The sequence below is a fragment of the Mesorhizobium sp. LEGMi-168a genome, from assembly GCF_058312955.1.
The window spans coordinates 152206-165645 of record NZ_JBZEGV010000008.1 but is presented as its reverse complement, the minus strand read 5'-3'; the positions used below and the strand labels follow the sequence as shown (position 1 = coordinate 165645).

Sequence of the window (13440 nt, the reverse complement as noted above, 5' to 3'; positions counted from 1 at the left end):
GAGGGGGGAGATTAAGCGCGTCAGCGCGTTCGCCAACCTCCGACCACCGCGATTCCAACCGCCACCAGCACCAGCCCAGCCGCCACCGCAAATGTAGCCCGCATCCCGCCTGCCACCGCCTCCGGCGCGGCGCCTGCGATATTCCCCGCCCCCACCGCGAACGCAAACACCGCGCCCATCACCGCGGTGCCGGTGATCAGGCCGAGATTGCGCGAGAGGCTGAGCATGCCCGACACCACGCCGCGCTCGTTGCTGTCGACATCCGCCATGACGGCGGTGTTGTTCGCCGCCTGGAAGAGCTGGTAGCCGGGGGTCAGCAGCACGATCGCCGCCGCATAGCCGGCGACGCCGAACAGCGCCGGCAGCAGAGAGAGCGCAGCGCAGCCGGCGGCCATCATTGCCAATCCGGCGACGACCATCGCCGATGCACCCAACCGGTCGACGACGCGGCCGGCGACGACGCCGCACAGCGCCGAGACGACCGGACCGATCGACAGCACGGCGCCGGTCAGCGCTTCGCTCAAGCCGAGCGCGCGTGACAGGAAGAACGGGCCGACGACAAGCGTGGCCATCATCACGGTCGAGACCAGCCCGTTCATGGCGAGGCTCGGCGCCAGCATCGGGTCGCGGAACAGCGCCAGCTTGACCAGCGGCGATGCAGCCCTGCCCTCGGCGTAGAGGAACAGACCGGCGCCGAGAACGGCCATGCCCAGCAGCGCGGCGTTCATAGCGCCGAAATGGCCGCGTCCCGTCGTCATCGTCAGCGCGTAGGCAGCGAGCGTCAGCGCCAGCAGGATCGTGCCCGGCATGTCGAAGCGTACAGCTCCCCCCGCCTCGCCACCGCGCTTCGCTTCGTGGACGATGCTCGCCGCTGGGCGGACGAATTTCGCCGCTGGGCGGACGAGTTTCGCCGCTTGATTGGCGGGCAGGAAACGGTACGCGGCCAGTACCGCCATGAGGCCGAGCGCGGCATTGACGAGGAAGATCGAACGCCAGCCCAGCGAGGCAATCAGCACGCCCCCGAGCGACGGCCCAAGTGCCGTGCCGATAGCCGACATGGTGCCGAGCAGGCCCATCGCGCTGCCGGTGCGGTCCTTCGGCACCGTCTCGCCGACGAAGGCAATCGTCAGCGCCATCATCACTGCCGCGCCCAGGCCTTGCGCGGCGCGTGCCGCGATCAGCAGCGGCAGGGTCGGCGCGAGCGCGGCAGCCAGCGAGGCGGCGCTGAACAGCGCGAGGCCGGCGGTGAGCAGCAGCCGGCGGCCGACGAGATCGCCCAGTCGACCGACGCTGACGATGAGCGCGGTGATGGCAAGCAGATAAGCGAGCACCACCCATTGCACCGCCGGGAAGGACGCCGCGAAGGCAGTGCTGAGCGTCGGCAGCGCGACATTGGCGATGCTGGTGCTGAGCGACGACAACAGCATGGCCAGCGACAGGCTGGCCAGCGCGCCGGTTGCGGAGCGGCTTACTGGGGCGGCGTATGGACTGGCGATGTCGGCCATGGTTCTTCTCCGGCTGGTGTAAAATTTGCCGGGAAGATAAGTGCGTTTGTGACGTGGCGGAACACGCAGCATTTGCATTCTATTCGTGCATTAAACGCCATGTCACTTTGCCGCAACCGTGCTATGGTCGCGCCATGTCGCGACCCGATCTCAACCTGCTCGTCACGCTGGATGTGCTGCTTGCCGAAGGCAGCGTCGCCAAGGCTGCCCGGCGGCTGAAGCTCAGCCCTTCGGCGATGAGCCGTGCCCTGGCGCGGCTGCGCGAGGCAACCGGCGATCCGCTGCTGGTGCGTGCCGGGCGTGGCTTGGTGCCGACGCCGCGCGCCATCGAGCTCGGCGCGGACGTCGGCCGGCTGGTGAAGGAAGTCGAGGCCGTGCTCAGACCCGCCGAGCGGCTCGATCTGAAACGCCTCGCGCGCAGCTTCACGCTGCGCAACAGCGACGGTTTCGTCGAGAATTTCGGCCCTGCCCTGCTTGCGCGCGTCGCCGAGGAGGCGCCCGGCGTGCAGTTGCGCTTCGTGCCGAAGCCCGACAAGGACAGCGCGCCGATGCGCGAGGGCAGCGTCGACCTTGAGACCGGCGTGGTCGGCGGCTCGACCGGCCCGGAGGTGCGGGCGCAGGCGCTGTTCCGCGACCGTTTCGTCGGCGTGGTCCGCATGGGCCATCCTTTAAGCGAAGGCAAGATCAGCGCCGCCCGCTTCGCCGCGGGCCGGCACATACTGATCTCGCGCCGCGGCCTCGACCGCGGGCCGGTGGACGACGCGCTGGACCTCGCCGGGCTGACGCGGACGATCGCGACTGTGGTCGGCGGTTTTTCGGAAGCGCTGGCGCTGGCGCGCGGCTCCGACCTTATCGCCACCGTGCCCGAGCGCTACACGGGCAAGCTGCGCGAAGGCCTGTTCACCTTCGCGCTGCCGGTGAAGCTCGCCCCGCTCACCATCTCGCTGCTATGGCACCCCCGCCTCGACGCCGACCCAGCGCATCGCTGGCTGCGGAGCGTGGTGCGCGAGGTGTGTGGGGGGCAGAAACAGCCGACGAAGCAACTCAGCGGCGCGAACTGAGGCGTTGGCAGGCTACCGGAATTCCTCCACCTCCCAGAATGAGGAGAGGTGGCTCAGCAAAGTCGAGGCGGAGAGAGGGAACGCGCTACGAAGGCCCCCTCTCCGCCCGTTTCGCTGCCACCTTCACGGCGCTGCCGTCACTGGCTTGTTCTTGCGCATCGTGATCTCATAGTTCAGCCGGCGTCGTCGAAACTCGCGCACGCCGGTGAGGTGCCCGGCCTGCTTCTCGGTCCGGCCCGTGGATCTGCGCCTGGCAATCGGGGAAATTCGGGTTGGCGCATTTGAAGATCGGCGACAGCAGATAGGCGACGCGCACCTTCTCCACCCCCTGCGCGCTGGCGCCGCCCATGAGACCGGCGATCAGCGTTGCGAGAAAGATAAGCAGCCCCAGCGCCACCCTGTCCAGCCAGGATTTGCGCCTGGCAAGCACTTCGAGCAACCGATCGTCCATCGCCGCCTCCCGCTTGCTGCCCCATATCGTAGCACGCCGGAGCGACCGCATCATGAAGCAGTTCACAGAGGGGCTGGTGATATCTCCCCCCTCGAGGGGGAGATTTGGCGTCAATGTTGCGCTGCAGAAATACACCCAAAAAAAGTCAGGTTGAGAACCGGACCCCAAAACACCTCAGCCGGCGAAAAACGAGCTTATTCAAGCGGATAGGCATACAGGCCCACGCCGGCTCGCGGGAGGGCCGAAAAGCCCGGAAATCCGCCATTTCCGGGCTTCCGCCAACCGCAATGGCGCGATCGGGGCAGTGCGGTTTCGGCTCTGCACAACGGGAAAAACGCCTTCGGCAGGGCGCCCCGGCCGGCGTTGACAGCAAGGCCGGCCAATGGCACTCCGCAGCGACTGGTCACGCCATGACCGTTGCTGTTGGGGACGGACGGGGTTTCAGCAGCTTGGCGGCGGCGCCGGACGGGCGGGCACCTTCGCAGTGTACCGCCCGCTCCTGGCCAGGAGCGGCACCCTCACATCATCCAGGTCGAGCAAAGAACCCGGTGCGGATACGCTGGCGGGACAGCGCCAGATTCCCCGTCGCGCCGGCTTTCGCCAATCGCCGGCTTTGCGCAAAAGGAACGCCGGCGTCTCCGATTGCGGCGGCACCGTCGCCGGTCCGGCGGACCTCAGAACGTGAAGCCGGAAGGCGGCGCGGCGGCGGCCGCCGCGGAGAGCTTGCCGCGCTTTTGCAGTCTGGGCTTCTCATAGGTCTTCTTCATCGTCCGGTCCTTGCGCAGGTCAACGACCGGTGCAGGTGAGCGCGATGCGGCGGCCCTGTCAAGTTTGCGTCCCGCTACCCTTACGGGGCGCGCGGTTCAATGCGGACTCATTCAGCCCGCGCGCTGCAGCCAGTGGCGGTCGAACACGTCGAGGATGGCGCGGAAATCGGCCGGCGGGATCTGGTTGGCGCCGCCGCCGCTGTCGGCGCCGAGGAATTGATCGAGTTGCGGGTCGACCGTTTCCGGATGCTCCATCGTGATGCCGAGGCCGGCCAGGTCGGCGGCGATCGAGCCGCCGGCCGGCAGGTAGCCACCCCATGCTTCGGCGCCGAACGCTGCCTCGCGCAGGCGCACCAGCAGGATCCTGGTGATCGACGGCTGCGCCTCCGGCCCGATGATGGCGGCGCCGCACATATAGCCGCCGAGCACGCTGACCGGCTGCGTGTGCGGGAACAGGCAGAGGAAGAACTGGGCGTCGCCGCCAACCTCCTTCAGATGCACGTAGAGGCCGCGCTTTGCCGGGTTGACCGGGCCGCCGAGCTGCAACTGGCCGGTCGGCAATGTCTCGCGGTAGGTGGCGGTCAGCCCATGCGCGCCGGGTCCGGCCTCGATCGCCAGGCGGCCCTTGATGAGCTGGCCGCGATAATAGGGCGACCAGGCACGCGAATAGCAGGCATAGGTCCCGGCAAGCCCGGAGCCGAGGCCGCGCTCGTCATGCGCGGCGGCCTCAAACTGCATGCCGGCGCGGCGCTCCAGCTCCGCGCTGTCGATGCCGTGGCGGGTCGCGATCGCGGTGGTGAAGGCCGCGAGCTCGCTCTCGGCGATCCAGGCGCCGGGCTGCTCCAGCTCGAGCAGCCTCGCCCAGTCGTCGTAGACGCTCATCTGGCGCGGCCGGGCGCGGCCCTGCAGCCATTTGTCGGCGCGACCGAGATCGAACGCCGTCTTCGGGTTGACGGCGCGGAACGCCGCCGCCAGATCCTTGCGGGTGACCGTCCCCAGCAAGGCCGACGTCAGCCTTAGTTTTTGCGCGATATGCTGCGCCATGCCACAAGTCCCTCAATGCTTTGCGCCGCCGGAGCAATCCGGCGTTCGGCAGGAATCGTTGAGCTGTCCAACTATCTGCTTAGCACGCCTGCATTCAGTCTCTATTCCCGACCGCGCCGATTTTCCACCGTCTAATATTCCAAGAATTCCAGAGAATTCCACGGCCTTCCGCGTGCACGACCTTTGCAGCGGGACGGCCGGCGCTAGGGTCGCCTCGGGGCAGGTGCTGGGGAGCTATCATGAAAGCCGTTCTATCCGCGCTTATCCTCGCGCTTACGCTGTCGCAAGCCGCCGAGGCCAAGACGAAAATCGTAGTGATCGAGGCAAAGACCAGCATCGAGAAAAACCGGCCACCGCTGGATGAAGCAGCCACCGGTGGGATAGCGTCCGTCGACGGCATGACCGCAACGCCGCACGCCGACTCCGGCCAGGCCTATCCGCCGGCGCTGGACCTGCATTTCTAGCGCCGTTCCAGAAGGACCGTGGCGGCGATCCTCCTGGGGACGCGTGAGACCAGAGCGGCCGAGCAGCAGGCCCGAACCGCTCGAGCCACCCGGCCAGCCTGAGGGTTTGGGAGGCTTGGCGCCGCCGCGGGGGCAGGCGCCCGTCCGCACGGACCGCGGAACGACGCGGTCCGTGCGGGCCATGCTCGGGCCGCCGTCCCTCGACCCGCCATCCCTTGGCTGCTTGACGAAAGGACGGCAAACCGGAAAGCTCGGCATGAGGTCGCGGGCATGGCGCTGGAATGGCGCCACGCGACGGTGCTTCGAGGGAGACCGCGCCATGCCGGGTGCCGACAAAAAGCTTGCCAAGCTCGGCATCGTCTTGCCGCCGCCGCTGAAACTGCCACCGGGCATGGTGCTGCCTTTTCCCTGGGTCAATGTGCGCGGCGACCGCGCCTATATCTCCGGCCATGGGCCGCAGGAGCCGGACGGCTCGCTCGCCGGGCCGTTCGGCGCCGTCGGCGAGAGCGTGTCGCTGGAAGAGGCTCGGGCATCGGCCCGCAAGGTCGGGCTGTCGATGCTCGGCAGCCTCAAGCGCGAGCTCGGCAGCCTCGACCGGATCACCGGCTGGTGCCGCGTGCACGGCATGGTCAACACGGCGCCGGGTTTCACCCAGACCCCGGCGGTGATGAACGGCTTTTCCGACCTCATCCTCGAAGTCTTCGGGTCGGAAATCGGCCGCCACGCCCGCACCGCCATCGGCGTCGCCGCCCTGCCGTTCGATCTCCCGGTCGAGATAGAGGCCGAGGTGATGATTGCCGGCTTGACCGGGCCGTCGTCGGTGCGATAGGCGCGCACATCGCCATCCAACCGATGAAAGACCCGCCATGACAGACGCCATCGTAAGAGACAGCAACGGCACGCCGCTCAAGGATGGCGACTCCGTGACCCTGATCAAGGACCTCAAGGTCAAAGGCACGTCCGAGACGATCAAGCGCGGCACGCTGGTCAAGAACATCCGCCTCACCGGCAATCCCGGCGAGATCGAATGCAACACCAAGCAGGTGAAGGGCCTGGTGCTGAAGACGGAGTTTTTGAAGAAGGCGTGATTGGCGGGGGCGCTGCTTGCAGGAGCCAATCGCCAACGTTGCAGGAGGAGCGCCGTGGACGAGGCGCGTAATCTCCCTCCTTGTGGGGGAGATGGGCGGCAGGCCAGAGGGGGTCGCCGCGCGTGGAGCGCCAGCTTCCTCTTCGCTTCTGCAAGGCGTCGGCGCTCTACGTGAGACGCCCCCCTCTGACCGCTTCGCGGCCATCTCCCCCTCAGAGGGGGAGATTATCAGCGCCTCCGCTTATGTTGCACTGCGTTAGATTTGTTGCATTGCGGTATGAACCCGTAGGCGCAAGTCTTGACCCCAGGCGGGATACGAACGACCGTTGCGAGGTCCGTCTTCGTGTCAGCACCATCGCCGGACTTCCGGCCAGACATTGAGGGGTTGCGAGCGCTCGCCGTGGCGGGCGTGGTCGCCTTCCATTTCGGCCTCACCGCGCTGCCCGGCGGGTTTGCCGGCGTCGACATCTTCTTTGTCATCTCCGGCTATCTGATCACCCTGCACTTGGTCACCGAGATTTCGCAGACCGGCCGGCTCGATCTTCTGCGCTTCTATGCCCGGCGGGCGCGCAGGCTGCTGCCGGCGGCACTGTTCGTCATCGCCGCGACGCTCGCCGCGGGCGCCATCATCCTGTCGCCGGAGGAGCAGGCGCTCTATTCCAAGGGCGCGATGTGGGCCTCGGCCTATATGATCAACCTGTGGCTGATCCGCTGGTCGTTCGACTATTTCGCCAATGACGCCGCCAACAACCCCTTCATCCATTACTGGTCGCTGTCGGTAGAGGAGCAGTTCTATCTCACCTGGCCGGCGCTGTTGATGCTGGCGGCCTGGCTGAAACCCGGCAAGCGGACGATCGTGCTTGCCATCGGCATTGCCGGCCTCGTCTCCTTCGCGGTCTGCGCGTGGTTGACCGACATATCGCAGCCCTGGGCGTTCTATTTCTCGCCGCTGCGCGCCTGGGAATTCGCCGCCGGCGGACTGGCCTCGATGGCGCCAGCGTGGCTGCTTGGCAAGCGCTCGCGGCTCGCCCTGGTGTTCAGCCTCTGCGGGCTGGCGCTGATTGCTTTCGCATACCTCACCTTCAGCGAGGAGGCTCCCTTCCCCGGCTTCCGGGCATTGGTGCCGGTGGCCGGCACTGTCCTTCTGCTGCTGGCGGGAGCGGCCGGCGTCAGGGACGGCGTGAATGCCGCCCTGGCGCTGCCGCCCTTGCAGTGGGTCGGAAAACTTTCCTATTCGCTCTATCTGTGGCACTGGCCGGTCATCGTCTATGCTGGCATGCTGGTGGAGGATTTGACACTCGTCCAACGCCTCGCCTGCCTCGGGCTGACGCTGGCGCTTTCGGCGCTGAGCTATCATCTCATCGAGAATCCGATCCGTCGCAACGGCTGGCTTATGGCCAATGCGGCGCGGGCGCTGGTGCCGGCCCTCCTCCTGACCGGCACCGGCGTCGCAGCCGCTTACGGCAATGCAGCGCTTGCGGTGCGCCACCAGGACCCCGAGCAGCGCGAGATCGCGGCAAGTGCGGCAGAGCCCGCCACCGCGCGCGCCAAGGCCTGCGTCGAGGGCTACGACACGGTGACGCCGAAGCCATGCGTGTTCGGCGATGGCCGGCGCATGATCGCGCTGTTCGGCGATTCCCACGCCGATCACTGGTCGACGCCGCTGGTCGAGGCGGGAAAGAAGAACGGCTACCGCGTCGAAACCTGGCTGAAGAGCTCGTGCCGGCCCTCGCGCTTCTCCTTCTTTGTCGCCAAGCTCAACCGCAACTACCGCGAATGCGACCAGTGGCGCGAGCAGGCGATCAAGGAGATCATCGCCGCGAAGCCTTCGCTGGTGGTGATCTCGGAGCTGTCGCTGACCTCCTCGCGCAAGATGGCGGCGGGCAAGGGCGAGCCGGATACGCCGGACGCCGTGTGGCGGGCCGGCCTGCGCTCGACGCTGGTGAGCTTGAGCAAGGCCGGGCTGAAGATCGCCTTCATCCGCGACGTGCCGTTCAACGACGAGAATATCGACACCTGCGTGGCTAGAGCGCTGTGGCGCGACAAGACGCCCTCGCTCTGCGACCAGACGCGCAGCTATGCCGCCAACGACGCCATGGCCGCGGTCGAGCGCGAGATCGTCACCAGCGTGCCCAACGCCTCCTACGTCGACCTCACCGACCGCTTCTGCAACGCCACCACCTGCCACGTCTTCATCGACGGCAAGCTCGCCTTCCGCGACCAGCACCATCTGGCGACGCCGTTCGCGGAATCGCTGGAGCCGGAGGTGGAAAAGAGGGTGATTTCGAAGGTGGGGCGGTAGAGGAACTCACCGGGCGTATCCGATACTCGCGATCCCAATTCCGCCCACCAGGATCAGGCTTAGCGCCCACACAATGTCGAGATTGAACCAGCTTTGTGAGATGAACTTGGGTCCGAGCCATCGATAGACGGCAATGGCGATAACACCGCCGCTGGCAATCATGGCGGCCGTATGGATCACGGAGACGGCGGCGGCGGTGATCAGATTGCCGGTCACGAGCGCGGCAGCCGCCTGGTGTCCAGCATCGAGGTCGCCTGCCTGGCACAGGCCCAGATAAATCGGCACCAGCATCAGCCCAGCGCCATGCGCTGTGGCGGCCGCGAAGGACCACAAAGCCAGTTGCGCCGGCGGGATCCGGGCAAGAACACGCGGGTGACGCCTGTTGACCAGGAGATAGATCCCGGCTGCGATCACGATCAACCCCGCAGCGAGGCGGATCTGCCGTTGCCAGACCATCAGCGTCAGCATCGCGCCGAAGGGCAAAAGGACAGCGATCATCGCCACAAAGTGTCCCATCGCCAAAAGGCCAAGCGCCCGGAACAAGTCGCCGGCACGTCTGGCAAACAGCCCGGCCGACACGGCCAACGGCCAGCCCATGCCGGGACTGACGCCGTGATAGATGCCGCTGGCGATGACGGCCAGCCAGAGACCAGCCGTCGTCCACTCGCTCATGGCTTCATTGGCCTGACCAGTCGATTACACCGACGGATAGCAGAACGAATCCGTCGAGCAATCGCCGCCTTCCAGACGAATCTGGTGCGAGCGATACCCCTCAGGGAACTTGACATAAAAGTCCTTGTCCAGGGTGATCCCACCGTTCTCGCCGACATCGGCCTTGACCATGGCCGCCGGGATGCCATCGGGATAGAACTGGCCGTCCCAGGTCGAATAGAGCGAGTTGGTCCAGTAAACGCGTTTGCCATCGCGGCTGATCTCGACCATCTGCGGTCCGCCCCTGTAGTCGCCGCCGCCGGGATGCCCGGTCTTGCGCGTGATGCCGCCGATATGAACGGACCCCGCAAGCTTGGGCTTCATCGGATCGGTCACATCATATTGGCGCATCTCGCCGATGCCCCAGCAGGATACGTAGAGAAAGCGGTCATCGAGCGACAGGTCGATGTCGCTTACCAGCGGCGGGACCGCCTCGAAGCCTTGGAGAAGCGGGGGAAGGTCTTCTTTCGCGGCTGCCTCGGGCGGGATCGTCGCCGTCTTTTGGCAATGGAATTTGCCGCCCTCGCGCCACCATGTCCAGATCGATCCCTCGAGGTTTGTCGTGTCGACGACCACTCCAACGAAACCGTATTCCTTTACCGGGTCGTGGGCGGGGCGGACTTCCAGGGCCATCTGGTGATTGGCTCCCAGATCAATGGTCTGCACGTTCCTGCGTTCACGCAAATTCCAGAAATGCACCCGGTGTCCGTATTTGTTCGACAGCAGGTCTTCCGGAACGATGCCCCTCTCGAACTGGGGCGGAAGGGCCCACTCGCTCGACACCATGTAGTCGCGTGGCAGGTTCCACCAGAAATCGTACTGCTTGTCCTGTGGCCCGCGATCGATCTCGTAGCGCCCGATGACATCGAACGTCTGGCAATCCATGACAAAGATGCCGGGAGGTCCGTCGGTGCCGTCGGGGCCACCGCCCCCGAGCGTCGAGACGTAGATACCTTCCGGGCCGCAGTGGATCGTATGCGGCCTGGAATAACCCGTCTTGGCAAACACTTCTTCCGGCTCGATGATCTTATGGATCTTGGCCTTGGTCGGTCCGCCCTTGGTGTCTACGACGTAGATGCGCGAAGATCGCATACCGGGAATGATCAGAAAGCGGCGCTCGAGAAACGGGTGAGCGTTCAGCGGCGAAAGGGCCGAAGAGCAGGCGTTCCAGCCGAAATGGTGAAACTCGTCGCCCTTGTTCGGCATGATCACGCTATGGACGACCTTGCCGTAGTCCTTCGACTTCGGGTTTACGTCGACTATGGCTAGTCCATCAGGCTGAGAGAAGTCGGCACTCAACATCAAGGTGTAGGCAAAGCTTTCGACCGGCGCCTGCATTGCGAGCTTTGCAGTCGCGTGAAAGGTCGGATCTGGCCGTAGAGTCATGTCTTCCTCCCTGGCGGATTAAGCGACCCGTCCGACAATCAGGGGCAGACCTGTGATGCGCTTGGATGCCCGCCGAAATCGTCGGGGAGCTTTGTTTTTCGCACGCTGTTTTCGTGCGGCTTTTTGAAGACTCTCACGGATTTTGAAGGACTGCAATCTCGTTCCAGCGCGTGGCCTCGGTGAGCGACAAGCGCGTTGCACCCGCGGTGGAGCGCGACATCGTGACGAGCATGCCCGGCGCACGTGATCTCCCCCGTTGCTGGGGTTCAGGAGCGGTCCGCGTAGCGTACGGGAAGCCAATTGCTTGGCTTTCCGAGCGACGAAAGCCGGCAGGCCAGAGGGGTGCTGTCCCGCCGGCGTGTCAATCCAGAGAGCCGCGACTTGCGACAATTGAAGCCACTAGCGGAAGCGCCGGCGATCCTTCACACCCCCTCTGCCCTGCCGGGCATCTCCCCCGCAAGGGGGGAGATCGGCAGCGTCGGCGATGGCGCTCTACCCCACCACAACCACAAAATGCTTGGTCACCGGCTCGAGGATCTTCCAGGTGCCCTTGAAATCCGCCTCGACCACGAAGGCGTCGCCGGGGCCGACCTCGACCGGCTCGCCGCCATCCGGCGTGATGACGATGCGGCCGGCGATCATGTGCACGAATTCATAGTCGGTGTAGGTGGCGTGGTAAGTGCCGGGCGTGGCGCGCCAGGTGCCGGACATCACCTTGCCGTCCTCGGTGGTGTGCTGGACGGCGGTCTGCATGGTCGGCCTGCCCTCGACAACGACCCAGCCCGGCAGGTCACCGGCCTCGGCATGCTCGACGGCGCCGAATTTGAGAATGGTGGGCTTGGTCATGGAGGGCTCCTGTCATGGCCGGGATTGGCTGGGCGGTTGAATAGTGGATTACGCTCGCCTTTGCGCGCGATGCTGCGACATGGCGCGACGGGATGGCGATTACCCAATCTCCTCCCTTGTGGGGGAGATGGCCGGCAGGCCAGAGGGGGTCTTCTGACCTTCTCGCAGCGCAGTGTACGGTGCGCGAGCCCAGACGATAAGTCGCGATCCGTCGCGCCCCCCTCTGCCCTGCCGGGCATCTCCCCCACAAGGGACCCACAAGGGGAGATCGGCAGCTCCAGCGCCGTGCCCCGCTGCGCCCAGGGTGCCGCCCCACAATTTTCTCTGGAACACCGCCGGTCCCGAAACCGTTTACCCCTCGAAGGGGCATAATCGAACCTCAGGAGGCAGCGATGAAAAAGCTTCTGCTTGCTTCGATGATCGCCATCGCCTCGGCGTTTGCGATCGCGCCGGCCAGCGCCGGCAGCGTTCAGTTCGGTATCGGCATCGGCCCTAGCTATGATGACGATTACTATGGTGACTATTATGGCGGGTATTACCCTCACCGCTATTACCGGCACGTTTATGATGACGACTACTACGGTCCGAGCGACCGTTATGTTGTGCGCTATCATCACCGGTATTATCGCGATAATTGCCGCGTCGAGCTCGTGAGACACTGGCGCCATCACCACCGCGTGGTGGAAGAAGTGCGCGTTTGCGAGTAACCGGCGACTGGCCGATATCCCCCTCTTGAGGGGAGATTATACGCTTCGCCGCCCGCCCATCTTTGGCGATGGGCGGGCGAATAATAGCGATTGCGGGAACATAGGCTGCCTCCGGCGCGTTTATGGGGTGATCAGCCTCAGGAGGAGGTAGCCATGAAAAAGCTCCTGCTCGCCTCCGTCATAGCCATTGCGTCGGCGGCCACCATGATTGGCCCGGCCAATGCCGGCCGCCTCGAGTTCGGGATCGGCATCGGCGATAGCTATTACGATGACTACTACAATGACTACGGGCCATACTACGGCGACTATTACAGCGATCGCTACATGTACCACCCGTATTACGGCGAATATTATAGCTACAGGCCTCACTACCACTACCGGCAGCACTACTACTATCAACACTACAGGCGCTGCTATGTCGAATATGTGAGGCACTGGCGTCACCACCACCGGGTCTACGAGGCAATCCGCATCTGCAGGTACTGAGCAGGCGACCGCGATTACCTAATCTCCCCCAAGTGGAGGGAGATCGGCAGCTTCACCCTCCCGGCAGGCGGTTGATTTTCGCGCGAGCGCGGCGGCGCCGGAAGCCATTCGGCGGGCCAAGCGTTATCCATGGTGAACCTTCAGGAGGAGGTTGCCATGAGAAAGCTTCTACTTGCCTCGGTGATCGCCATCGCCTCGGCGGCGGCCTTGGCCATGCCGGCGGATGCGCGGGTGTTCTTCGGCACCGGCGGCTATTTCGGTTTCGGCCCCTTCGGCGACTTTTACGACAGCTACGGCCCCTATCCGTCCTACGGCCCGTATTGGGGCGGCCCCTACTACGACTATGGCCCCCGCTCCTACGGTGAGTATGGCGGCGGCTATGTGCTCCGCTACCCGGATAGCTATCACGCGTACCATAAATACCGCCACTGCCGGATCGAAATGGTGAGGCACCGGAGCCATCACCACTGGGTCAGGCGGGAAGTACGCGTCTGCGGCTACTGAACCGGGCCGCCATGCGGGCTGCATTGACGGTTGGCAAAACGGGCGCGGCCGCTTCAATCCCGCCGATTTTCGCGCAAGCGCCAGGCGTCCGGGCAGCTTTTCGGCATGTCAAGCGTTGT

General features: G+C 65.2%; 15 protein-coding genes. 8 read left to right on the top strand and 7 right to left on the bottom strand.

Annotated elements, in window-relative coordinates; genetic code table 11:
* Positions 1-20: 20 nt before the first annotated feature.
* Positions 21-1505: an MFS transporter gene (locus AC4FWB_RS14040; RefSeq protein ID WP_491026695.1), complete on the bottom strand. Its 1485-nt coding sequence runs from the start codon at positions 1503-1505 to the stop codon at positions 21-23.
* Positions 1506-1639: 134 nt separating this feature from the next.
* On the opposite strand from AC4FWB_RS14040, the gene AC4FWB_RS14035 reads away from it, so the two are divergent.
* Positions 1640-2566, top strand: coding sequence for a LysR family transcriptional regulator (locus tag AC4FWB_RS14035; protein WP_491026694.1), 927 nt, complete (start codon positions 1640-1642; stop codon positions 2564-2566).
* 166 nt (positions 2567-2732) lie between these two features.
* On the opposite strand, the gene AC4FWB_RS14030 is transcribed toward AC4FWB_RS14035, so the two are convergent.
* From AC4FWB_RS14030 to AC4FWB_RS14020, 3 genes are all read right to left on the bottom strand, one after another.
* Complete coding sequence (locus AC4FWB_RS14030; RefSeq protein ID WP_491026693.1) at positions 2733-3017, bottom strand: hypothetical protein; 285 nt, start codon at positions 3015-3017, stop codon at positions 2733-2735.
* Between the two features lie 674 nt (positions 3018-3691).
* On the bottom strand, positions 3692-3784 hold the full coding sequence (locus AC4FWB_RS14025; protein WP_491026692.1) for a putative RiPP precursor: 93 nt from the start codon (positions 3782-3784) through the stop codon (positions 3692-3694).
* Between the two features lie 111 nt (positions 3785-3895).
* The gene (locus AC4FWB_RS14020) at positions 3896-4828 is read right to left on the bottom strand and encodes a hypothetical protein (RefSeq protein WP_491026691.1); all 933 of its coding nucleotides are present in this window, start codon (positions 4826-4828) and stop codon (positions 3896-3898) included.
* Positions 4829-5067: 239 nt separating this feature from the next.
* On the opposite strand from AC4FWB_RS14020, the gene AC4FWB_RS14015 reads away from it, so the two are divergent.
* From AC4FWB_RS14015 to AC4FWB_RS14000, 4 genes are all read left to right on the top strand, one after another.
* Complete coding sequence (locus AC4FWB_RS14015) at positions 5068-5292, top strand: hypothetical protein (RefSeq protein WP_491026690.1); 225 nt, start codon at positions 5068-5070, stop codon at positions 5290-5292.
* Between the two features lie 319 nt (positions 5293-5611).
* Positions 5612-6121 (top strand): RidA family protein, encoded by a 510-nt coding sequence (locus tag AC4FWB_RS14010; protein ID WP_491026689.1) that lies wholly within the window; start codon positions 5612-5614, stop codon positions 6119-6121.
* Positions 6122-6158: 37 nt separating this feature from the next.
* Positions 6159-6380, top strand: coding sequence for an alkylphosphonate utilization protein (locus AC4FWB_RS14005; RefSeq protein WP_491026688.1), 222 nt, complete (start codon positions 6159-6161; stop codon positions 6378-6380).
* A 342-nt stretch (positions 6381-6722) separates the two neighbouring features.
* Positions 6723-8681 carry an acyltransferase family protein gene (locus AC4FWB_RS14000; protein WP_491026687.1) on the top strand — a complete coding sequence of 653 codons (1959 nt, stop codon included), beginning with the start codon at positions 6723-6725 and terminating at the stop codon, positions 8679-8681.
* 6 nt (positions 8682-8687) lie between these two features.
* On the opposite strand, the gene AC4FWB_RS13995 is transcribed toward AC4FWB_RS14000, so the two are convergent.
* The 3 genes from AC4FWB_RS13995 to AC4FWB_RS13985 form a co-directional block, all read right to left on the bottom strand.
* Positions 8688-9353, bottom strand: a complete 666-nt coding sequence (locus AC4FWB_RS13995) for a hypothetical protein (RefSeq protein ID WP_491026686.1) — start codon at positions 9351-9353, stop codon at positions 8688-8690.
* A gap of 24 nt (positions 9354-9377) precedes the next feature.
* Positions 9378-10778 (bottom strand): selenium-binding protein SBP56-related protein, encoded by a 1401-nt coding sequence (locus AC4FWB_RS13990; protein WP_491026685.1) that lies wholly within the window; start codon positions 10776-10778, stop codon positions 9378-9380.
* A 492-nt stretch (positions 10779-11270) separates the two neighbouring features.
* A complete protein-coding gene (locus AC4FWB_RS13985; RefSeq protein ID WP_491026684.1) occupies positions 11271-11624 on the bottom strand; it encodes a cupin domain-containing protein in 354 nt (117 codons plus the stop codon).
* Positions 11625-12016: 392 nt separating this feature from the next.
* On the opposite strand from AC4FWB_RS13985, the gene AC4FWB_RS13980 reads away from it, so the two are divergent.
* The 3 genes from AC4FWB_RS13980 (at position 12017) to AC4FWB_RS13970 (ending at position 13321) form a co-directional block, all read left to right on the top strand.
* A complete protein-coding gene (locus tag AC4FWB_RS13980; protein WP_491026683.1) occupies positions 12017-12331 on the top strand; it encodes a hypothetical protein in 315 nt (104 codons plus the stop codon).
* A 153-nt stretch (positions 12332-12484) separates the two neighbouring features.
* On the top strand, positions 12485-12817 hold the full coding sequence (locus AC4FWB_RS13975; protein WP_491026682.1) for a hypothetical protein: 333 nt from the start codon (positions 12485-12487) through the stop codon (positions 12815-12817).
* Positions 12818-12973: 156 nt separating this feature from the next.
* Positions 12974-13321 (top strand): hypothetical protein, encoded by a 348-nt coding sequence (locus AC4FWB_RS13970; RefSeq protein ID WP_491026681.1) that lies wholly within the window; start codon positions 12974-12976, stop codon positions 13319-13321.
* Positions 13322-13440 lie beyond the last annotated feature (119 nt).